Genomic DNA, 20960 nt, shown 5'->3' with positions numbered 1-20960 from the left:
TCGAGTGGATTCTAGCTTTGGTCATCGTGCTACTTATCCTCACCGCGTCATCATGAAGTTGTAGCACTGTGGACGTGAGAACCTCTGTGAGTATACAGCGTTTCACCAGGGTACCTATCGTTCGAGGCGGTTTCATGCCGAAGGGTGTCTGATCGTGCCAGCGACCGTATCGTCATGACCTTGGTATTCGACCGTTTCACCAACGACAGACACAGTGGACGCTGACGATGCGGATTTGGTCGACCCACAGGACAATGGACTGTCCGGCCATCACAACGGATGAGCGGAACATCGCTGACCGTTGGCGAGATACAACAGTGGGGCAGTGTGAAGGTTACGACTATCGATATGATGATTTTCTGGAAGGGTACGGAGTTTCACAGAGAAATCTTCATTCCCCACTTCAACTCCATCCTGATCCGAAAAGAAAGTGCATTGTGCCAGTCATTTGCCACACCGGAACCATCATGTCTCACGGATAATCCAGGGGGAGCCAATCGAATCCGAAGTGAACACGAGAACTCGAGCTGAAGTCACAACATGGTTTGCAGTGACCGCAATTTCCAACTGTCTGCTTGTCGGTACCGGCGTGGTCGGGGCCCTCGTTCTGGCGTTTACACGCCTGCGCGACTGCTCGACGGCTGTCAGGGGTGGCATTGTCGCGGTCAACCTTGCCGTTGTCGTTATTCTGATCATCGGGCTTCTCTCCGGCGCAACATCTTATACCCTCTCGCCTGGGACTGCAGTCTAAACGCAGTGCGAGAGTGGGCGGAATCAGCATCGTTCGATACCCCACTCTGTGCTGCCAGGCTTGTTGGAAAGAGCGTCGCACCTGTGGCAAGGTGCCTACTTTCGGCAAGAAACGCTGATTATTCCGAATACTTGTTCGGTCTGAGGAGTGGTGCTGGCTTGACAAGTTGTACAGCCTCTACTTTGTATGTATGGATATGTACTCGGAATATGAGGTGCAGGTGAGCGAGCTCCGCTCGCGCCCGGTGGGCGTGCTCGAAACGGCCTCGCAGGGAGAGCGCATTTTTGTTATTCGCGCAGGGCGGCGCATCGCGGCACTCGTCCCGGTAGAAGATGTCGGCCTAATAGAGGAGGTGGAGGACGCGTACTGGGCTGAACGCGCCAAGCCTGCTCTCTCCGCACAGGGCGATAAGCCGGGTACATCGTTGGAAGCACTGATGACCGAGGTAGGGCACCGTCGCGAGATCTATCGCCGTTATTGACGAGGACGAGCGTACTTTTCGCAGGTGTCCTTCTCGACCCCCGAACTACGATTGATCAAAGGCTGATCTACCGCCGCGTCGTGCTCTGCAATTGCGGCTCGGTGGACTGTGTGATTGTTGTGCGCCAGTCGGTTTCTCGCACTCGGAGCTTTGAGGTGCGTGTGGCGGTTACTGTTTGCCCGCAATGGAAGGGGCCGTCGAGAACCTCCACTTCGTACGTTAGACTGGGACCGAACGCACAGCGGCTCGCTTTTTGGCGAGCCGCTTTTTTATTGCCTGTGGGTATTTAAGCGTCGGATTTGTGGATCGTCGGGAAGGACGCTGATTCGACCGCGTGAGGTCTGTGCACCGGAATCGTCCCGTATGTTGGACCGTTTAACCGGGTTTCTCGATCGTGTTACAGAAACGTATCAACACCAGTTAAGAATGATAAAGATTACGCCCCCGCTATGGCGTGCGCTACGTGATCACGGGTACGTTCAAAAACAGAAAGTTTTCTTTCTCATTTATTTGAATGCCAATAGCGAGTACGAAGGGGTGCCAACGTGGCAACAGACACCACGTCCTCGGACCCAGCGGTGGAGGGGTCTCCGCCGTCCCCGAAGGAGCACAAGCCGTCGCTGTGGAGACGCCTACGGCGCAGCTATGTACTGAAGCGCGTGATCCATTCGCTCTTTACCATCTACCTGGTTATTACCGGGACCTTCTTTCTCCTGCGGGCAATGCCCCGCGACCCCGTCGAGGAAATGGCCAACTCCCTCATCGCTAACGGCACGCACCCCGATCAGGCCTATTCCGTCGCTCGTGCCCGTATCTCCTACGACCCCGACGCCCCACTGATACAGCAGTACTTCGAATACCTCGCCAACGCGCTACGCGGCGACTTCGGAACCACCCTGACCGGCCGGACCGAACCGGTCCTCGACCGCATCATGGAATACCTCCCCTGGACGCTTTTCAGCGTCGGCGCGGGTATCACCATCGCCGTCGTCTTCGGACTCTTCGTCGGTATGGTTCTCGCCTACCGCCGTAACGGTCTCCTCGATCAGATCGTCAGTCCCATCGCCGGAGTCATGGCCGGAATCCCCAACTACCTGTTTCTCGCGGTACTGATCCTCGTCGGTTCGGTCTGGCTCGGCTTTTTCGATTACGCACCCATGCAGGGGCGATTGTCGCCCTATGTGGAAGTCGGGTTTACCTTCGAATTCATCGGAGACGCCCTGTACCACGCCATGCTTCCCATCATCGCCTACGCCGTCACCGTCACCGGTGGCTGGATGCTCACCATGAAGTCCACGACCGCAGAAGTACTCGGAGAGGAGTACGTGACCGTCGCTCGCGCTCGCGGGCTCAAAGAAGGGCGCATTCGCACCCAGTACGTCGGTCGCAATGCCATCCTCCCGGTCGTTCCTCAAATCGCGCTCGCCTTGGGAACCATCATCGGCGGTGCCATCGTGGTCGAGCAGATCATGCAGTACAAGGGCTTGGGCCTCATGTTGTTCGAAGCCACCTGGCGACACGATTATCCGGTCGTACAGGCGATGACGATCTTCTTGACGTCGGCGGTGGTGTTCGCGAACCTGCTCGTCGACATCATCAACTCCCGTCTCGACCCCCGGATCCGCCTCAACAGCAAGGAGGGAGCCTGATGAGTGCCACCCCGACGGTCGTTGACGACGAACCAGGTGTATTCAAGCGGTTCCTGCACGGAATGACCCGATCGAAGTCCGGCTTTGTGGGCGGGTTGATCGTCCTGTTCATTCTCGCCATCACCTATTTGGGACCGTTGATCATGGGCAGCGATAATGCTCAGGATCTACGCAATCCCTGGCAGGATCCTTCCGGAGACCACTGGCTGGGTACCAACAAATTCGGCCAGGACATCTTTCAACAGACGATGCTCGGTGGGGTGCAGCCCATCTCCGTCGGCTTCCTGGCGGGGTTCATCGCCGTCATAGTCGCCATCGTCTTGGGTGCCTTGGCGGGTTACCTGCGCGGCTGGATCGATACGGTGGTCCTTTACGTCACCGACGTGGTGGTCACCATTCCGGCTCTGGTCCTGATGATCATGCTGATATCGGTACTGGACACCTTGAACTCCTGGCAGGTGGCGCTGATCATCGGTCTCACCGCTTGGCCCTACCTGACCCGTTCGATCCGGGCGCAGGTGATGTCGCTGAAGGAACGTGAATTCGTGGAGGCGGCCCGGCTGCAGGATCTGGGCAAGGGACGGATCATCTTCGTGGAGATCCTGCCCAACATGGTCGGCTTCATCATCATCAGTTTCATCATCGCGGTCAACAACGCCATTTACGCGCTGGTGGGTATGTACGTCCTCGGTCTGCTCCCGTACACCGAGAACAACTGGGGAGTCATGGTCAACTCCGGCTGGGAGGACAATGCCTTCTACACCACCGCCGGGTTGCTGTACATCGTCGTCCCCTTGGCCCTCATCATCCTGTTCACCATCGGCCTGATCACCCTGCAACGGTCGCTGGAACAGATCTTCAACCCCAGGCTGCGCGAGAGGTGATATGACCATGGACGTCAACAAACCGATACTTTCCGTCCGCGACCTGCAGATCGCGTATCAAACCGGTAAGAACAGCCGGGTCGTCGCGGCCGATGACATCAATTTCGACCTCTATCCCGGTCAGTCGATGGCCTTGGTGGGCGAGTCCGGTTGCGGTAAAACCACTTTGGGGCTCGGTCTGCTGCGGCTGCTTCCCAAGCTGGGACGGATTCCGCGCGGCGAGATCATCTACCAGTGCAAGGACGGTCGTGAAGTCGACCTTCTCAAGCTCAGCGCCAAGGAAATGCGCAAGTTTCGCTGGGAAGAGGCGGCGATGGTGTTCCAAGGAGCCATGAACGCCTTCAACCCGGTGCTGAAGATGAAGGCGCATTTCGCCGAGACCATGCGAGACCACGCGGAGAAGCATTTGTCGAAGAAGGAGGTCGAGCGGCGTTCGACCGAACTTCTGGAGCGGGTCCGCTTGGATCCCGATCGCGTACTCGATTCGTACCCGCACGAACTGTCCGGCGGTATGAAGCAACGTGCCCTCATCGCCCTGTCGTTGGCGTTGGAGCCGCAGGTGCTGGTCCTCGATGAACCGACCACGGCCTTGGATCTGTTGACACAGCGAGGAATCGTCAAGCAGCTGCATGAACTGCGGGAAGAGTACGGCTTCACGATGATCTTCGTGACCCACGACCTCGGTCTGGCCGCCGAGTTGGCCGATCGAGTCTCTACTATGTACGCCGGTCGGATCATCGAGTCCGGAAACGCCGACGACATCTTCTACAACCCCAAACATCCCTACACCGCGGGACTGATCAACGCGGTTCTGCCGGTGAAAGGCGGGATAAGAGACCTCTCGTCCATTTCGGGTTCTCCTCCCGGTTTGGACAGTCTCCCCTCGGGTTGTTCATTTAACCCGCGCTGCGGATACGCCACCGAGGAGTGCGTTTCTCAGATGCCGGGGTTGGAGGTGCTCCGAGAGCGGGGTGAAGGCATGTCTCACGCCGTGCAATGTCGACACCATGACCAAGTTGAATTCCAGGGAAGGGCGGACACTCATGTCTGAGGCAATACTGCGATTGAAAAGCCTGGAACAGACCTTCCGCACCAAGTCCGGAGCGGTGCCCGCGGTGGGCGGGATCGATGTGGACGTCGTGCCTGGAAAGGTCGTCTGCCTGGTGGGAGAGTCCGGCTGCGGTAAGACGACGACGGCTCGCGCGGCGGCCGGCCTGACGAAGCCGACCGGGGGAAGCGTGGAGTACCTGGGTCGCGACATCCACTCCTTGTCGAAGCGTGACTTCCGCAGGTTCCGCCTGGACGTGCAGTACATTCACCAGGATCCGTACGCGGCGCTCAACCCGATCCGCACCGTGGTGTCCACTTTGACGGCGGCCGTGCGGAAACACCGAGTGGTGACCACTCAGAGGCAGGCGCGCCAAAAGGCCCGGGAGCTGCTGGAGTTGGTGGATCTGACTCCGCCGGAGACGTACCTCGACAAGTACCCGCACCAGATGTCGGGCGGTCAACGGCAGCGGGTGAACGTGGCGCGATCACTGGCCCTCGACCCCAAGGTCCTGATCGCCGACGAGTCGACCTCGATGCTGGACGTGTCGATTCGCGTGAGCATGCTCAACACGCTCGGCAAACTACGCGATGAACTCGGCGTGGGATTCCTGTTCATCACCCACGATCTCGCCGTAGCGAAATACTTTGCCTGGGACGGTGAAATCGCCGTCATGTACCTGGGGAAGGTGGTCGAACAGGCACCCACTCCCGAGGTGATCAACAACCCGCAGCACCCCTACACGAAGGCTCTCATCGACGCGGTCTGCGAACCGGATCCGCGTCTGGCCAAGAGCGGAGACAAATCAGGTGGTTTGCGCAGCGCCGAGATCCCGAACTTGACGGATCTTCCCTCCGGCTGCACCTTCCATCCGCGCTGTCCGCTGTTTGAAAGCGGAACCTGCGACACTATGACGCCCTCTCTGACCGAGATTGAGGAGAGTCGGCGTCTGGCTTGCACTGTGGTGAGTCGAAACCACACGGCGGCTTTGGAAAAGGTAGAGACATGATCTATCTGATGGCGCGCTTCGGGCTGGGCTTCGGGATGCTGTTGATCATTCTGGGCGGGCTGTCGGCGTGCTATCACCCTACCGGAACGGCTGAGTTCACATTGAGTGTAATGAATATAGGGCTCGGGGTGTTTCTCAGCGCCATCAGTACCGTTACGATCCTGATTGAAAGGAAGAGGCAATGACCTCTCAGCGAATGGAAATGTCACGTAGGCGCCTCATGCAGGCTACCGGCCTCGGCGCGGCCGGAGTAGCGGGCGCCGGATTGTTGAGCGCCTGTAAGGCCGATGGCACGAGTGGCGGAGACGGCGAGCGCCGCGGACGCTTCGTCGCGACCGCCGACATGAACCCCGTGGAAAACCACAAGAACCCGCCCTTCAGCGATGGTGCCCTGCTCATCGGTCAGGCCGTTGCTCCTCTCTTCTACCCCAAGGTGGCCAACTACAACTGGGGCAGCCAGGAATACATCCCTATGCTGGCGGAGTCGCTGGACGTCGACCTGGACGGAAAGCTTATTACCGTCAAGCTGCGCGAAGGCGTCAAGTGGACCGACGGTAATGAAGTAACCGCCAAGGATCTGGCGGGAAGCTATCGAATGGCCTATGCCGGGGCGAATGCCGCCAACACCCTGTGGCCGTATGTGGACGAGATCAACGAGACGGACGACTACACCGTCGAACTGGTTCTGAACCACTCCTATGAGGGAATCGGCTATATAGCCGGGGAAACTCAGGTTCACTCGTCGGCGCGGTACGGCGACTTCATGGAGCGCGCCAAGGGACTCATGGAGCAGGGCACCGACGTGTGGGGCAGTGGCGACCAGGAGTCGTTCAACTCTGATCTCGCCGACCTGGATTTCGATGACTGGATCAGTTGTGGGCCGTACAAGTTCGAGGAGCAGACCGACAACCAGGTCATCTTCAAACACCACGAGGGTGGTCTGTTCGCCGACGAGGTTCTGTTCGACGAGGTCATCGCCCGTGCAGCCGGTAACTCGGACGTTGTGCCGTTCATGAAATCCGGCGAGGTCGACTACTCCACTCACGTGTTGAACCCCAACGACCGGGACGTGATTCTGGAGGACATCGACGGTTCCGAGCAGCTGCAGCACGGTTCGCTCAGCGGTGGGGGCATCGCGTTGAACAACAACCGCCACCCCGAACTGGCCGACTACCGGGTTCGCAAGGCGATCCTGCACGCGCTGGACCGGGAGGCGATCGGTGTCGCCGCGCGTGGTGAAGGCGGTTTCCTGAACAACACTTACGACTCCGGCTGCGCCATCCTGGTAACCGAGGACCTGCTCGACGACCCCGAGAGCAAGCTGACCCACTACGACTACGATGTGGACAAAGCCGCCGAACTCATGGAAGAGGCCGGCTGGTCCAAGCAGGACGGCAAGTGGGCTCCCGAGGGTGAGGACCCGAAGTCGTACACCCTCGTCGCTCCAGACGGCTGGGACGACTGGACCGACACGGCCATCGCCGTTGCCGATCAGCTGCAGGAGTTCGGTCTGGACGTCGAGTTCCAGACGGTCCCCGAAAGCAGCGTCTGGGCCATGTGGCCGAGTGGTGAGTACGACATGACCATTCGCCACTGGGGCAACCCGCTGCGTCCGCAGTACTCGGGTGCGGCACAGTTCAACTTCTTCTGGGAGAACGACCGTACCGACGAATCGCCGGGTATGGGTGTGGAGACCAAGGACATCGAGACCGAGGCCTACGGGACGGTCAACGTCGACGACATCTACGACGATGCCGTTTCAGCATCCGACCCGGAAAAGTTGCGGGAGGCGAATGCGAAGCTCGCAGTCATCTTCAATGAGACGCTGCCCCGCCTACCTATCTGGGAGGAGCAGCACACCTCGCACTACGTGGTGGGCGACCGTCTCGGCGAGGTCACGGTGAACTCGGCCTATGACGAGAACAACCCCACGAAGGACAACCCGTTGATTCTGGGAATCCTGACCGGTGACGTGAAACCGGCCTGATAACCACGGTCCAACCTCCGGAGTCCAGTGGACCGAGGGCGCGGCGGCGGGCATCGAAGTGCCTGCGCCGCGCCCTCGGTTCGTCTAGAGTCGTGAGACGCCTTCCTGAGAGTTGACGACGCCTCGGGTGTCCAGCAGTGGACGGCAGTCGTGCAGCTGAGAGTCGACGTATTCGCGGTGGTGGGTGAGGAGCACATAGAGGTCGGCCCGGGCATCGTTCAGTTCAGCGACCTTCTCGACGGGGCCGGACCCGACGTCCCAGTCGTCGACGTACGGGTCGTGGAACGCCACTTCGGCGCCCGAAGCGATCAGTTTGCGGGCCACCGCGACCGCTGGACTCTCCCGTTGATCGGCGATGTCGGGTTTGTAGGTGACGCCCAGGAGGACCACTCGAGATCCGGACAGCGCTTTGCGATCGTTGTTGAGTATCTCCATCGCGCGCTGGGCGACGTACTCGGGCATGCGATTGTTGATTTCACCGGCGAGTTCTACGAAACGGAACGGATAACCGAGGGTGCGTACCTTATAGGAAAGGTAGTTGGGGTCGATGGGGATACAGTGTCCACCCACACCGGGGCCGGGGTAGAAAGCCTGGTACCCGAAGGGTTTGGTGGAGGCGAGTCGAATGGTCTCCCAGAGGTCGATGCCGAGTTCGTGGCAGAAGACGGCCATCTCGTTGACCAGCGCGATATTGACGTGCCGGTAGGTGTTTTCCAACAGCTTCGCCATTTCGGCCTCTTTGGGGCTGCGAGCCCCGTGCACGGTGTCGATGAAACGGCGATAGAAATCGGCCGCTCGACCGGTCGAGGTGGCGTTGATGCCCCCGACGACCTTGGGGGTATTGGTGATACCCCAGACGGCGTTCCCCGGATCGACGCGTTCGGGGGAGAAGGCCAGGTCAAAATCGTGTCCGGCGCGCAATCCGCTCTTCTCGAGACGGGGAAGCAGGATTTCCTCGGTGGTACCGGGGTAGGTGGTCGATTCCAGGATGACCAGGCTACCGGAACGGATATGGTCGGCAAGCAGGTCGGCGGCACCGTTGACGGCGGTCAGATCGGGTCCGCCGGTTTCCGACAGTGGAGTGGGGACGCAGATGATGACGGTGTCGGCTCGGCCGATGACACCCGGGTCGGTGGTGGCATGGAAACCGTGGTCGCGGAGGGATTGCACCGCGCCGTCCGAAAGGTCGTCGATATGACTGTGACCGTGGTTGAGTCCTTGTGTCACGTCATCGTCGAGGTCGAAACCGGCCACGCGTAGCCCGGAGTGTCCGGCAGCGTGAGCCAGGGGGAGGCCGACGTATCCGAGGCCGATGACGACGAGGTCCAATGTGGTGTTTTTACTGTCGGACATATGACTTGGCTTTCTTGGCTGGGTAGTGGTGAAGGGTATTCTTAACAGCGACGTTAACACTCGGTGAGCGCTGGTGAAGTGAGTACGCGAAGGTTGTGACCTTGGTATTCGTTTGGTGTTTGAGGAAGTTCCACTGAATGGTCAATATCAATTCATCGGGGGATCAACTGAGATCGACACGATGGAACCCATGATACAGCGGAATGTCGGTTTCAGGTGAGTCGGATTCGTGATATAGCCGGGATGGGAGAATATTCCACTGTCGAAAAAATTGAACCGGCGTACCCTATGGAGAGACTATGCGAAAATTCTTCTGTGTCACTGTTGTTCGCTAGTACTGCCACGGAAAGATAATGTTGAAAAATGGCTGAATTGAGTGTTGTTGTGCCCGTATTCAAGGCGGAACAATACTTGGCTGATTGCCTACGCTCCGTATTGCAGTCTCCTACGGAACGTATGGAAGTGGTCGTGGTAGACGACTGCAGCCCGGATGATTCGGGTCGCATCGCCGCCGAATTCGCCCGGCGGGATTCGCGGGTTCGATTGAGTCGCACCGAAGCGAACGGTGGATCGGGTGCCGCACGCAACCAGGGCCTCCGGCAGGCCACAGGAGAGTACGTGTGGTTCGTCGACGCCGATGACCGCGTGGCTCCCGGAGCGGTCGAGCGGATCGTGGAACGTATCGGTGCCGATCGGTGTCCGGATCTTTTGTTGATTCAGCATTCCCGTATTTCCTCTGACGGTGTCCAGCGCCCCGCTTTTCTACCGCGTCTCGCTGAGGAGTCGCCTGTCGACACCGACTTCTTTGCACTCCAGCAATGGACCGGGATCATTCCCTATACGCATACGCCGTGGACGAAAATTGCCCGTCGAGAACTGCTGGCCGACGGTGGACTGGAATTTCCCAGTGGTTGGTATACCGACATTCCCTGGACTTACGGGTTGTTGCGTCGCGTGAATTCAATCGGACTGGTGCTGGAAGAGAGTTATCTGTGGCATCAACGTCCACAGAGCTCGATTACCCTGACGCAGGACCGTAAGCATTTTGACGTATTCGTCCAATGGGAACGTACTTGGCGTGACTGGGACGCCGTGGAGGACGACGGGCTGCGAACGGCACTCTTCGAGCACATGGTGTGGCACTTGTTGATCGTCATGGGAAACACCGACCGCATCGTGCCCTCGCATCGCCGTGAGTTCTTCCTTGCCGCCCACGACATATGTGCACGGTATCGACCGCCGTCGTGGAAACCGAAGGGATTGAAACAGCGCTTGCTTCTGGCCCGGTCCTTTCGCAGCTACATGTTCTTCCGGTGGGTGTGGCGCTTGGTCCGTCTCGTGCGGGGCCGACGTCGACCCCGTTCCGAACCGCCGACCCCGCCGCAGCGTCGTACCAGCCGGTCGCCGGCCTCCTCGATCGAGGCGTAAAAACGCACCGTTATCGGTTACGCGACGACGACGCGTACCCCGGCGGCCTCGAAGTCGCGCAACTGCTCCTGTGGGGCGGTGGTGTCGGTGACCAGGGTATGGATACGGTCGCTGGAGCAGATGCGGGCAAAGGCGTGTCCGGAGACTTTGGAGCCGTCGGCGATGATGACGACCTTCCGTGCCCGGGCGGCCATGAGAGCGTTGATCGCCGCTTCGCCCTCGTGATGGCAGGTGGCCCCGAGCTTGAAGTCCACCGCGTCGACGCCGAGGAAGGCGATGTCCAAGGTGATCTCCCTGAGAATCGGCGCCGCGAGCGGGCCGATGAGCTCATAGGACTGCGGGCGAACGACGCCGCCGGCGACGACCACCTTCAAATGCGGGCGGACGATCAGTTCGTTGGCGATGTTGAGCGCGTTGGTGACTATGGTCAATCCGGTCGATCCGGGCGTGGCAACCAAATCGGTGCGCGTCGCCAGAGCGCGGGCGACCTCGGTGATCGTCGTGCCGCCGTTGAGTGCGATCACCTGTCCCGGTTGCACCAGGCGACCGGCGGCCTGCCCTATCCGATTCTTTTCCTGCACGTGTTTGGCGGTCTTATAGCGCAAGGGCAGATCATAGGAAATCCCTCCCGCCACCGCGCCGCCGCGCGTGCGGGTGATCATTTGCTGTTGTGACAATTGATCAAAATCCCGCCTGATGGTGGCCTGGGAGACTTCGAGTTTCGTGGCCGCCTCCTCAACGGTGATGCGCCCCTGTTCTGCGAGGATTTCCAGCAGGGTATTCCATCGTGCGTAACGGTCCATCTTTCTCCTAACCCATGTCCACGCTCAATTATCGCGCGTTATTGTTCATAGTGGGACACCTGGGTGCTCAAATAATGCACATTAGGGCTCGATTATGTCAGTTGGCGTGAAGTGCAACACGCCTCCTTGCTTGCTTAGGAGCTAATTGTGAACGAATTGCCCGCACATGCGCATGTTGTGACAGGCGAAGGCGTGATGAACGGCACCGTGATCGTCGATGGTGATCGAATAGCCGGGATTGAGGAGACGTCGGGAGAGCCGGACGGTTGGGTCATACCCGGATTCATCGACACCCACACTCACGGGGGCGGCGGGTATTCGTTCACCGGTGGAAACGCCGAACAGGCGCGCCAAGCGGCGGCTTTTCACGCGAGCCGGGGAACGACGACCGTCATGGCGTCGCTGGTATCGGGTTCCCAGGACTTTCTGCTGGAGGCCACCAAAAATCTTAAACCGCTGTATGACGACGGCACGATCATGGGTGTGCATTACGAAGGTCCGTACATTTCACCTGAACGGCGCGGAGCCCATGACCCCTCGGTTTTGCGCGACCCCTCCGTGGAAGAGGCCAAGCAGCTCATGGCCGCCGCCGACGGCAGCGCCAAGATGATGACCGTCGCGCCGGAACTGAACGGTGCCGTGGAGACGATCGAATATCTGGCCTCCCAAGGTGTGGTGGTGGCCTTGGGCCACACGGACGCCACGTGGGAACAGACCGTGGACGGCATGGACGCGGGAGCGATCGTCGCCACCCACCTGTGCAATGCGATGCGCCCGTTCAAACACCGCGATCCGGGCCCGATCCCCGCTTTGCTGGATGACGAACGGACCATCTCGGAAGTCATCGCCGATCCCGTCCATCTGCACCACGGTACGATGCAGTTCATCTTCGACACCGCCCTGCCTACCTGGGTGCACCTCGTGTCGGATGCGATGGACGCCGCCGGTCTGGACGACGGATCGTATAAGCTCGGCAATCTCGACGTCGACGTCGAGGACGGAACCGCCCGCACGAAGGACGGCGCGATCGCCGGATCCACCATTACCCTGCTGGACGCCTTCCGCAACGCCGTCCACCTCGGTAAGCAGTCGGTCCCGGCGGCCTCGGCCATGGCCTCGGAAGTGCCCGCCGAGACCTTCGGACTCACCGACGTCGGCACGATCGATCCTGGTAAGCGTGCCGATCTGCTGGTACTGGACAATGATCTGGAGCTGAAGGGCGTCATGCGGGCCGGCGAGTGGCTGGACGCCGCCTAAACCTCCATCGGAGTGATGTCGGGCGCGGGCGAGGTGCGCTTGTCCCGCGCCGACGGAGGCAGTACAAAGCGGTAGCCCACCTGCCGCACGGTACCGATCAGGCTTTCGTGCTCGGCACCCAACTTGGCGCGTAGACGACGGATATGCACGTCGACCGTGCGGGTGCCGCCGAAGTAGTCGTAGCCCCACACCTCGCGCAGCAGCTGTTCGCGACTGAACACCCGACCGGGGTGTTCGGACAGGTACCGCAGCAGCTCGAACTCCTTGTAGGTCAGATCAATGGGGCTGCCTTTGATCTTGACGGCGTACATGTCGGGGTCGATGGTCAAATCCCCGATTTTCACCATGCGGGAGTTTTCCAGTTTGCGGGAGTCCTCTCGCCCGACGGCGAGTCGCAGACGAGCTTCGACCTCGGCGGGACCGGCGCCGGACAGGAGGAAGTCGTCCACCTTCCAATCGGCCTGCAGAGTGATCAGCCCGGACTCACCGATGATGAGGAAAACGGGAACACTCACTCCGGTCGTCCGCAGCATACGGCAGGTCGAACGGGCGTCGGCGAGATCGTCGCGGGCGTCGACGGCGATCAAATCGGGTGACGGCCCGTCCAACAGAGAACGGGCGTCACGGGGTTCATAGCGCACGTTGTGGGGCAGCAAGGTGATGGCGGGAAGAATGTTTTCAGGAAACTGAGGAACCGGATACCCGGTCAGAACCAGAATTTCCACAGGCGGCCTCCGAAAGACAGGCTTGTCGTTGAACGAACCCGGTAGGTAGGGGGCGACCACTCGGCTTGCCACAGGAACCCCGTCAGGACGGGGAGGTCATGACACCACCTCCGTGCGTCAACCGGATGTTCCTGGAACAACCTGAGCTCCTCTCCAGCCGTCACATCATCTCGCGCTGATGCGCCGGTGACTCCGCTATGGCGTCGTTGCCGGGGTGGATTGATGAGGTGGAGCGGGTCTCACCGGCTCAAACCCGACGTGTCTCATGCCGTCGGTGCGAACCCGTGAGCGGTCTGTCCAAATCGTGCGCCTCATTGCGCCTGCGGTGTCGGCGGCCCTGCCGAGCCGACCAAACACCGTCGCGATAAGCGACAGTATAGCCGACTCCACGCCCCTACGGCAGGTGTGTATTGGAATACAGCGACATTTTTCACTTGAACCGGTGGCCTTGGCGCGCCATGCCGACCTCTGAGCAAGTACTCAGCCGACGGCTGTTTAATCTGTACACGTGGGTAAACATTCAAGTGGCGACAGCGATCGACCCCGGCAGGAAGGTCCTTGGGCCCCATCGGCGGACCAATCCGATTGGCCCGAGCCGAAGCGGCCCGAATCAGGCCGTCTGTGGACGGGGCCGGCAACCGCGACACCACCCGCCGACGACAACGAGTGGGGGCAGCCGTATCAACAACCGGTCCCACCGCAGGCCGCCGCTCGCGTACCGTCGCAAGCCGAAGTCCCCAACGCACCCCGCCCGCGGCCGACCGCAGGGCTCGCCCCGCCGACCTTCACGAGCGCCCCGCCTCGCCCCGGCCCTGACGGCGAACCGAGCGACGTCGCCACCGACGGCTCGATCCACCACAACCCACCCACCACCCCTGAAGTCCGTCGGCCCGACCACACCAACCCACCACCCACGCCCGAATGGTTCCACCGTCTACCGCCCATCTGCCTGACGGTGGCCATCACCGGAAGCATCATCCTCGGCACTCAGACCGAACGCTGGTTCTACGCCCTCGGCATCGGTGTCCTCCAAACGGCCGCGGTCGTGTGCCTGACGTGGGTCCGATCCGTCCCACACCCCTGGATCGTCTGGGCCTCCAGCATGCTCAGCATCGTCGCCGGGAACGCCCTCGTCGTCCAGTGGCCACGACCCTCCATCACGCCCCTCCTGGTGTTTTTGGCGTTCGCCGTCCAGGCCGCACTGCTCATGCAAGTGCTCAACCCACGCCGCCGCGACACCACCAACGTCACCGGAACCGCCTCCCTGGCGATCGTCGCCGTCTTCGGTTACGGGTGCTACCTCGTGCTCTCCCGACTCGGAGCGGCACCCCCCGCCATGTACTCCGCGCTACTGGCCGCCGGATGTGCCATCGTCACCGCGCGCGCGGTGGACCTCAGTCTGCCCGACCCCCGCATCAACCGCCAAATACCCCGTGGTGCGTTCGGCGTCGTCCTCGGCACCATGGCCGGGACCGCCGCCGCGGCCTACGCCGGAATGGTCATCGAGGGACCCGAACCCGCCACGGCGGCCATCGGCGGCCTCATCATCGCCCTGACGGCCATCCTCTCCGACATCGCCGTCGCCTATCTGGTCGCCTCCCGCCGTATCGACGGCGACGGCGGCGCCCCCTGGCCGGTAACCGGGATCGCCGGGCCTCTCTTCGCCTTCGGAATGACCGGGCCGGTCGTGTACCTACTCAGCGCGTATTACATCATCGCCTAAACCGATAAGGAAACCACCATGGCGAAAATTCTGGTCCGAATCGTCATCGGACTCATCATCGCGGCACTCCTCCTACTCTTGGCCGACCGCATCGTCGCCAACGTCTTCGAGAGCAAGGCGGCCGACCAAGTCGCCGAGGAGGCCGCCGAAGAGGGCGCATGGTCGAGCCAACGCGTCGACGTCGACGTCGCGGGCTTCCCGTTCCTCACCCAAGTCACCCGGAACGACATCGACACCATGGACATCGAGCTCAGCGAGGTCACCTATAATTCACTGACGTTCGAGGAGTTCAACCTCACCGCACGTCACCTCGAAGCCGACACGCTTACCTATCTCGGAGCCGACGGAGACATCACCGCGCAACGCGTCAGCGGAACCGCCGTCCTACCGCTCGACGGGCTGGACGACGTGTTGCTCGACGACAGCGATATCTCGTTCGAGCAGTCCGGCGACGACCTGACCGCCCACATCACCACCGAGTTGCTGGGTCGGGAACTGAACTTCACCAGCGACGTCGACATCACTCAGGTGTCGAACGGCATCGAATTCTCCGCGCGAAACGTGCGCTCGGCCGACGACACCGACCTACCGTCCGGCGTAGAGGAACTCATCAACCGCATCGCCGACCGTCTCAACACCGTCGTGGAACTACCCGAGCTCCCGTACGGAACGACCTTGGACGACTTGCGAGTCGACGGCACCAAACTGCATCTGGACATGTCGGCCGACGACGTCCAACTGCGCTGAACACGGCCAAGCCCAGCGCCGGGAACGCGGAACGTAGGTGGAGTTCGTTTCCAAATACCGGGAACGTCTATGGCAAAGGCGAGGATTGTCTGTTACGTTATAGGTCATGCGCTCGCCTTTGTTGACCAGGCGGCGTGCGATCGACTTCTGTTACGTCGCCGCCACACTGTGTCGAATGTTTTAGGCGGCTGGCACGAGCCAGTCGCCGGATGACGGCTTGCATTCTGCCGCTCACGCGGCTCAACTCATCGATTTTTCCATTCGGGGAGAGAACTGTATTCCAGACCTTCCTCGGTGCGAAGCGCATGGTGGGCAGCCGTTTTCATCACTTCATTTCCCACTCGGGACATCTGAATTCCATTATATCCAAATCAATGAATACAAATGACCGTCAGTGATACACCCGCGCCACTTGGCCGGGGAATCGCGGGCGTTCGAACGACCAAACCGTTCGGTTTGCCGCCGGTCACGAGTACTTGCGATGTGATCGCACTCGTGTGGTGGTTCGAACGGTCCAATAATTAAAAATCTACACTTTTAGGAGTGCCAACATGGCTCGTGAAGACGTACTCGTCACCGTTGACTGGGCAGAGGACAATCTCGACAAGGACGGTGTCGTATTCGTCGAGGTGGACGAGGACACCGCCGCCTACGACTCCGGACACCTCAAAGGTGCCGTCAAACTCGACTGGAAGAAGGACCTCCAGGACCCCGTTCGCCGCGACTTCGTGAACACCGAACAGTTCTCCACGCTGCTCAGTGAACGCGGAATCTCCAATGACGACACGGTAGTGCTATACGGCGGCAACAACAACTGGTTCGCCGCTTACGCTTACTGGTACTTCAAACTGTACGGACATCAGGACGTTCGTCTGCTCGACGGCGGACGGAAGAAGTGGGAACTGGACGCCCGGGAGCTGGTGACCGAGGTTCCCAACCGTCCTGCCACCGACTACGTGGCCAAGGCCCCCGACACCTCGATCCGCGCCTTCCGTGACGACGCCGTCGCCGCGATCGGACAGGCCAATCTGGTGGACGTGCGTTCTCCCGACGAGTACGCCGGTCGCCTTCTCGCGCCCGCACACCTGCCTCAAGAACAGTCGCAGCGTGCGGGCCACATTCCCACGGCCATCAATGTGCCGTGGAGTCAGGCGGCCAACGAGGACGGCACGTTCAAGTCCAACGAGCAGTTGGCCGACCTCTACAAGGCGGCCGGGCTGGACGACAGCAAGGACATCGTGGCGTACTGCCGTATCGGCGAGCGCTCCTCGCACACCTGGTTCGCCCTGCGGGAGCTGCTCGGGTTCAACAACGTGAAGAACTATGACGGTTCGTGGACCGAATACGGCTCGCTGGTCGGTGTGCCGGTGGCCCTCGGCGATGAGCCGGGCGAGAAGTAAGCATTCGGATGGGACTGTAGCGATCGACGGAAAGAGGTAATGGTCATGGCGACGGCACAAGCGAACGCCGGGTGCGGTGCGCCCGCTCAGGGAGGCTCGATTTCGAGTGCGGTGGATTTGGAGACGGAGACGGTTTTGACCGGCACGGTCGTCAATCCCGAAGGCGAGGAAGTGGACGGTGCGTACGTGCGGCTTCTGGACGCTTCGGGTGAGTTCACCGCCGAGGTGGTGACCGGTGGCGGGGGACGTTTCCGGTTCTTCGCGGCACCGGGGGCGTGGACTCTGCGCTCCCTGTCCCGTTATGGAGACTCAACCAATGAGGTTGAAGCAGAACAGGGTTTGAACGAGTACACAGTGGAGGTGAGCCGCTAGAGAGGGATTGCCAAGCACGTTAGGTATCGTTCGTCTCGTTTCGGTGGGACGAACCGGGTGGCAACCGATGGTTGCCACCCCTTTTTCATTGCCTGGCAGGCGAAATAGTCATTCAGTCGGGTGGACGAGCGGGAGGAACCTCCGCCGGTGCGCTCCGCGCGTGTCAATCAGTCGTTCTGCAGGTATTGCTGCATGAGCTGTCCGGCGATGTCGGTGGCGGTCGCCGAGCCGCCGCTGCCGTAGGAGTCCAGTAGTACGGCGACGGCCACTTCGGGTTCCCCGTCGTCGGGACCGGCCCACCCGATGAACCAGCCGTGGTCGGGGAGGGGGTCGCCGCTAGAGTCCCAGTGCTCGGCGGTACCGGTTTTACCTCCGGAGTCGTAGCCGGATATCTGGGCGTTCCCGCCGGTGCCCCGATCCACCGTCGCCCGCATAAGCTGTCGCAATTCCGCGGCGGTGTCGCTGGACACGGCCCGGCCGTTGTCCGATTCACCGACCTTCTTGATGGTTTCACCCTCGGAATTGGTGACCTTGTCGATCAACTGCGGGTCCATGCGGACGCCGTCGTTGGCAACGGTGGCGGCGATGATGGAGTTCTGCAGGACCGTTTCGGTGACGTCGTTCTGTCCGATGCAGGCCTGCGCCCGAATCCCGGGGTCGTCCATATTGGCGGGGGTCCGGGAGTCGGCCGGGGTCGTCAAGGGGGTGCGGAAGGACTCGCCGAAGCCGAACTGTTCGGCGATCTCGGTCACTTCTCCTGGTTCGAGGACCTCATTGCAGATTTTGGAAAACGTGGTGTTGCACGACCGGGCGAACGCCTCTTCCAGCGTCAATTCGGATTGGGGACACTGATCTGTGGAATTGGTGATGTCGCGTTCGGTATTGGGCGGATCGTAGCGGTTACCGGCCGGAACCATACTGTCGGCGTCTCCGTGACCGTTTTCGATAAAGGCGGCGGCCACCACGGTCTTAAACGTCGAACCAGGTGCGTAGTGTTCCTGAACGGTCTTGTCCACCATGGGCTTGGACTCGTCGTCATTGAGCTCGTCGTAGGCGACTCCGGCGGCATCGGTGTCGGCGTTGGAAATCCGGTTGGGGTCCCAGCCGGGAACCGACACCTGGGCCAGAATGCGCCCGGTGGACGGTTCGATGGCAACGGCCGCACCGCTGTCGGAGACGGCGGCCAGTGCGTCGTAGGCGGTGCGCTGTAGGCCGGCGTCCAGCGAGGTAACGACGTTGCCGCGCATCTGTTCGTCCTCCTTGAACGAGGCGAGGATCTTGTCGGTGAAGAAGACGTCGTCGCTGCCGTCGAGATAACCGGCCGTCTCACATTCCAACTTGTTGGCCCCGTAAAGGATGGAGGCAAAACCGGTGATGTTTCCAAAGTATTCGCCGTCGGGGTAGCTACGCGTGTAATCGAGGTACGAGTCGTCTTCCGTCTCCATCGACTCGGCGATGGGGGTGTCGCCCGCCAGGATTGAGCCGCGCGGGTGCTCGTAGTCGTCGTCTTCCACTGTGCACCAGCCGTTGTCGTCTTGGGCGTAGAGCCCGAAGAACTGAATCCGGTTGATGTGGATGAACAGCGCGGCGAACAGGACCAGGCTGAGGATGGCGGTGCGGCGCAATGTCGGGTTCACGCTTCGTCCTCTCGTTCCGAACGGGGTTGTGCTCCTGGACCGTAGGGTCGGGATTGCGGTGGTGGTTGTGGCGGTGCGTTACCGCCGTGCAGGGGTGGAGAAGGGTCTCCCGAGGGGTGTTGCCGTCCACGCAGCTGGTTGAGATCGACTACCTGCGTTGATTCCCCCTCGGCTTGGGCGGCGGCACGACGTTCCTCGAATTGGCGTTCGTTTTCTTTCTGCTGCAACCATTCCGGCGGAGGCGTAACTTTTTCCAGCCGATTGCTGCCGCGGTGCGGTTTCCGGGCCTCATTGGAGACCCGCACCAGGAGGGCGATGAGAATCCAGGTGGCCAATACGGACGAACCACCCGCCGCCAAGAACGGCGTCGTCGCTCCGGTCATGGGAATGAGGGCGGTGGCGCCGCCGATGACGACGAAGACCTGGAAGGCGATGAGGAACGACAATCCGGCGGTCAGTAGTTTCCCGAAGTTGTCGCGCACCAACATGGCCGTTTTGAATCCGCGTCCCACCATGATCAGATACAGCAGTAGCAGCGCCGTCAGAGCGAAAAGTCCGATTTCATAGCCCAGGGTCGGGAACATGAAGTCGGATTCGGCCAGTGGAATCGAATTGGCCTTGCCCTGCCCGGGCCCTGCTCCGAGGAGCCCGCCCTCGGTGAGCCCGTCCAAGGCTTTGACCAGCTGATAGGACTGCCCGTTGACGTAGTCGGGGTTGTAGGGGTCGAGGAAAATCCGCACGCGCACCTGTAGGTGCGAAAAGAGAGGATAGACCGCGACGCAGGCGGCCGCGAAGGACAGGACTCCGATGAACAGCCACGAGATGCGCCGTGTCGCCATGTACAGCATGGCGAGGAAGACCGCGAAGATCATCAGCGACTGGCCCAGACTGCGGGCGAATACCAGTACGAACAGCGATGTGACCAGAACGATGATGACGGGAACCAGATCCTGGAGACGGGGAAACTGAAACCCCAGGAAACGGCGACCGGCGACGGTCAGGACGTCGCGTTTGCTGATCAGATAGTGCGCGAAGAATACGATGAGGCCGATATTGGCGAACTCACTGGGCTGGATCGAAATCGGCCCCAGTCGAAGCCATAGCTTGGCTCCTCCCGCCTCGGAGATGGAGGCCGGCAGGAGCGGCGGCAGGATAATGCCGATCAGCGATACCGCCGCGATGATGTAGGCGAACTTGCGTAGATCACGGTGGTCTTTCAACACCCCCAGGATGATCGCGAACGCCAGCACCCCGATGAAGGAGTAAATAAGTTGTCGGCCACCGGTGTCGGCAAACATATTTGCGTCGATAGCCAGGGGCTCCTCGGCTCGGGTGAGCGCCAGGCGACGGATGAAGATGATGCCGACGCCGGAGAAGATCGTAGCAAGCGCGACGTAAATCGGGTCGGCATAAGGCGCCCACTTCTTGGTGGCGGCCCAGGCGGCGAATCCGGTTATCGTCACCGCACCGGGAATGAACAGGGTGTTCAGAGTCAGTGTGTCGGCGACGGCCTGTTCGATCGAGGCTTGGAGGCACACAAGCGCCAGACCGGCGACCACGATCATCCCCAAAGCGAGGGCGTCGTCTCGCGGCATGCCGGATTTGGGCACCGTCGTTGGTTCACTCGGTTCAGAGGCCGTAGCGACCGCTGAGAATGATTGCGACATAAATACAGTGTCCTCTATCGTGCCTTGGTGCGACGTGGC

At 60.8% G+C, this 20960-nt stretch carries 18 protein-coding genes; 13 read left to right on the top strand and 5 right to left on the bottom strand.

What is annotated here, in order from left to right; genetic code table 11:
- Positions 1–941 precede the first annotated feature (941 nt).
- From HALAL_RS0104620 to HALAL_RS0104590, 7 genes are all read left to right on the top strand, one after another.
- Entirely contained in the window at positions 942–1232 is a 291-nt protein-coding gene (locus tag HALAL_RS0104620) for a type II toxin-antitoxin system prevent-host-death family antitoxin (protein ID WP_025272878.1), read from the top strand.
- Between the two features lie 545 nt (positions 1233–1777).
- Positions 1778–2881: an ABC transporter permease gene (locus HALAL_RS0104615; protein ID WP_025272877.1), complete on the top strand. Its 1104-nt coding sequence runs from the start codon at positions 1778–1780 to the stop codon at positions 2879–2881.
- Complete coding sequence (locus HALAL_RS0104610; RefSeq protein WP_025272876.1) at positions 2881–3765, top strand: ABC transporter permease; 885 nt, start codon at positions 2881–2883, stop codon at positions 3763–3765. Before HALAL_RS0104615 ends, HALAL_RS0104610 begins: the two co-directional genes overlap by 1 nt.
- Positions 3766–3772: 7 nt before the next feature.
- Complete coding sequence (locus HALAL_RS0104605) at positions 3773–4816, top strand: ABC transporter ATP-binding protein (RefSeq protein WP_029767391.1); 1044 nt, start codon at positions 3773–3775, stop codon at positions 4814–4816.
- A complete protein-coding gene (locus HALAL_RS0104600; protein ID WP_029767390.1) occupies positions 4809–5822 on the top strand; it encodes an ABC transporter ATP-binding protein in 1014 nt (337 codons plus the stop codon). The genes HALAL_RS0104605 and HALAL_RS0104600 overlap by 8 nt, the downstream gene beginning before the upstream one ends.
- A complete protein-coding gene (locus HALAL_RS0104595; RefSeq protein WP_025272873.1) occupies positions 5819–6007 on the top strand; it encodes a hypothetical protein in 189 nt (62 codons plus the stop codon). Before HALAL_RS0104600 ends, HALAL_RS0104595 begins: the two co-directional genes overlap by 4 nt.
- Positions 6004–7809 carry an ABC transporter substrate-binding protein gene (locus tag HALAL_RS0104590; RefSeq protein WP_025272872.1) on the top strand — a complete coding sequence of 602 codons (1806 nt, stop codon included), beginning with the start codon at positions 6004–6006 and terminating at the stop codon, positions 7807–7809. The genes HALAL_RS0104595 and HALAL_RS0104590 overlap by 4 nt, the downstream gene beginning before the upstream one ends.
- Positions 7810–7893: 84 nt before the next feature.
- Here HALAL_RS0104590 and HALAL_RS0104585 read toward each other — a convergent pair whose 3' ends face one another.
- Positions 7894–9162, bottom strand: coding sequence for a nucleotide sugar dehydrogenase (locus HALAL_RS0104585; protein ID WP_025272871.1), 1269 nt, complete (start codon positions 9160–9162; stop codon positions 7894–7896).
- A 363-nt stretch (positions 9163–9525) separates the two neighbouring features.
- Here HALAL_RS0104585 and HALAL_RS0104580 point away from each other — a divergent pair, with 363 nt between their 5' ends.
- Positions 9526–10590, top strand: coding sequence for a glycosyltransferase family 2 protein (locus tag HALAL_RS0104580; RefSeq protein ID WP_025272870.1), 1065 nt, complete (start codon positions 9526–9528; stop codon positions 10588–10590).
- A gap of 17 nt (positions 10591–10607) precedes the next feature.
- Here the strand turns inward: HALAL_RS0104580 and HALAL_RS0104575 are convergent, their stop codons facing one another.
- Positions 10608–11393, bottom strand: coding sequence for a DeoR/GlpR family DNA-binding transcription regulator (locus HALAL_RS0104575; RefSeq protein ID WP_025272869.1), 786 nt, complete (start codon positions 11391–11393; stop codon positions 10608–10610).
- Positions 11394–11540: 147 nt separating this feature from the next.
- On the opposite strand from HALAL_RS0104575, the gene nagA reads away from it, so the two are divergent.
- Positions 11541–12650, top strand: a complete 1110-nt coding sequence (gene nagA, locus HALAL_RS0104570; RefSeq protein ID WP_245598036.1) for an N-acetylglucosamine-6-phosphate deacetylase — start codon at positions 11541–11543, stop codon at positions 12648–12650.
- On the opposite strand, the gene HALAL_RS0104565 is transcribed toward nagA, so the two are convergent.
- The gene (locus HALAL_RS0104565) at positions 12647–13375 is read right to left on the bottom strand and encodes a winged helix-turn-helix domain-containing protein (RefSeq protein ID WP_025272867.1); all 729 of its coding nucleotides are present in this window, start codon (positions 13373–13375) and stop codon (positions 12647–12649) included. The two genes, nagA and HALAL_RS0104565, sit on opposite strands and share 4 nt — an antisense overlap.
- A gap of 508 nt (positions 13376–13883) precedes the next feature.
- On the opposite strand from HALAL_RS0104565, the gene HALAL_RS17350 reads away from it, so the two are divergent.
- From HALAL_RS17350 to HALAL_RS0104540, 4 genes are all read left to right on the top strand, one after another.
- Positions 13884–15098 (top strand): hypothetical protein, encoded by a 1215-nt coding sequence (locus HALAL_RS17350; protein ID WP_025272866.1) that lies wholly within the window; start codon positions 13884–13886, stop codon positions 15096–15098.
- A gap of 18 nt (positions 15099–15116) precedes the next feature.
- Complete coding sequence (locus HALAL_RS0104555; RefSeq protein ID WP_025272865.1) at positions 15117–15845, top strand: LmeA family phospholipid-binding protein; 729 nt, start codon at positions 15117–15119, stop codon at positions 15843–15845.
- A gap of 551 nt (positions 15846–16396) precedes the next feature.
- Positions 16397–17245 carry a sulfurtransferase gene (locus HALAL_RS0104545; RefSeq protein WP_025272864.1) on the top strand — a complete coding sequence of 283 codons (849 nt, stop codon included), beginning with the start codon at positions 16397–16399 and terminating at the stop codon, positions 17243–17245.
- Positions 17246–17284: 39 nt separating this feature from the next.
- Positions 17285–17617: a DUF1416 domain-containing protein gene (locus HALAL_RS0104540; RefSeq protein WP_025272863.1), complete on the top strand. Its 333-nt coding sequence runs from the start codon at positions 17285–17287 to the stop codon at positions 17615–17617.
- A gap of 167 nt (positions 17618–17784) precedes the next feature.
- Here the strand turns inward: HALAL_RS0104540 and HALAL_RS0104535 are convergent, their stop codons facing one another.
- The gene (locus tag HALAL_RS0104535; RefSeq protein WP_025272862.1) at positions 17785–19254 is read right to left on the bottom strand and encodes a penicillin-binding transpeptidase domain-containing protein; all 1470 of its coding nucleotides are present in this window, start codon (positions 19252–19254) and stop codon (positions 17785–17787) included.
- A complete protein-coding gene (locus HALAL_RS0104530; RefSeq protein WP_025272861.1) occupies positions 19251–20921 on the bottom strand; it encodes an FtsW/RodA/SpoVE family cell cycle protein in 1671 nt (556 codons plus the stop codon). The genes HALAL_RS0104535 and HALAL_RS0104530 overlap by 4 nt, the downstream gene beginning before the upstream one ends.
- Positions 20922–20960: the final 39 nt, after the last annotated feature.

The sequence above is a fragment of the Haloglycomyces albus DSM 45210 genome (assembly GCF_000527155.1).
Lineage (GTDB): Bacteria > Actinomycetota > Actinomycetes > Mycobacteriales > Micromonosporaceae > Haloglycomyces > Haloglycomyces albus.
Note: the sequence above shows the minus strand (reverse complement) of the source record. Positions and strands in the feature narration are given on the sequence as shown.

Coding starts and splice junctions, on each gene's coding strand:
- HALAL_RS0104620 (WP_025272878.1), top strand. CDS start 942: ATGGATATGTACTCGGAATATGAGGTGCAGGTGAGCGAGCTCCGCTCG.
- HALAL_RS0104610 (WP_025272876.1), top strand. CDS start 2,881: ATGAGTGCCACCCCGACGGTCGTTGACGACGAACCAGGTGTATTCAAG.
- HALAL_RS0104605 (WP_029767391.1), top strand. CDS start 3,773: ATGGACGTCAACAAACCGATACTTTCCGTCCGCGACCTGCAGATCGCG.
- HALAL_RS0104600 (WP_029767390.1), top strand. CDS start 4,809: ATGTCTGAGGCAATACTGCGATTGAAAAGCCTGGAACAGACCTTCCGC.
- HALAL_RS0104595 (WP_025272873.1), top strand. CDS start 5,819: ATGATCTATCTGATGGCGCGCTTCGGGCTGGGCTTCGGGATGCTGTTG.
- HALAL_RS0104590 (WP_025272872.1), top strand. CDS start 6,004: ATGACCTCTCAGCGAATGGAAATGTCACGTAGGCGCCTCATGCAGGCT.
- HALAL_RS0104585 (WP_025272871.1), bottom strand. CDS start 9,162: ATGTCCGACAGTAAAAACACCACATTGGACCTCGTCGTCATCGGCCTC.
- HALAL_RS0104580 (WP_025272870.1), top strand. CDS start 9,526: ATGGCTGAATTGAGTGTTGTTGTGCCCGTATTCAAGGCGGAACAATAC.
- HALAL_RS0104575 (WP_025272869.1), bottom strand. CDS start 11,393: ATGGACCGTTACGCACGATGGAATACCCTGCTGGAAATCCTCGCAGAA.
- HALAL_RS0104555 (WP_025272865.1), top strand. CDS start 15,117: ATGGCGAAAATTCTGGTCCGAATCGTCATCGGACTCATCATCGCGGCA.
- HALAL_RS0104545 (WP_025272864.1), top strand. CDS start 16,397: ATGGCTCGTGAAGACGTACTCGTCACCGTTGACTGGGCAGAGGACAAT.
- HALAL_RS0104540 (WP_025272863.1), top strand. CDS start 17,285: ATGGTCATGGCGACGGCACAAGCGAACGCCGGGTGCGGTGCGCCCGCT.
- HALAL_RS0104530 (WP_025272861.1), bottom strand. CDS start 20,921: ATGTCGCAATCATTCTCAGCGGTCGCTACGGCCTCTGAACCGAGTGAA.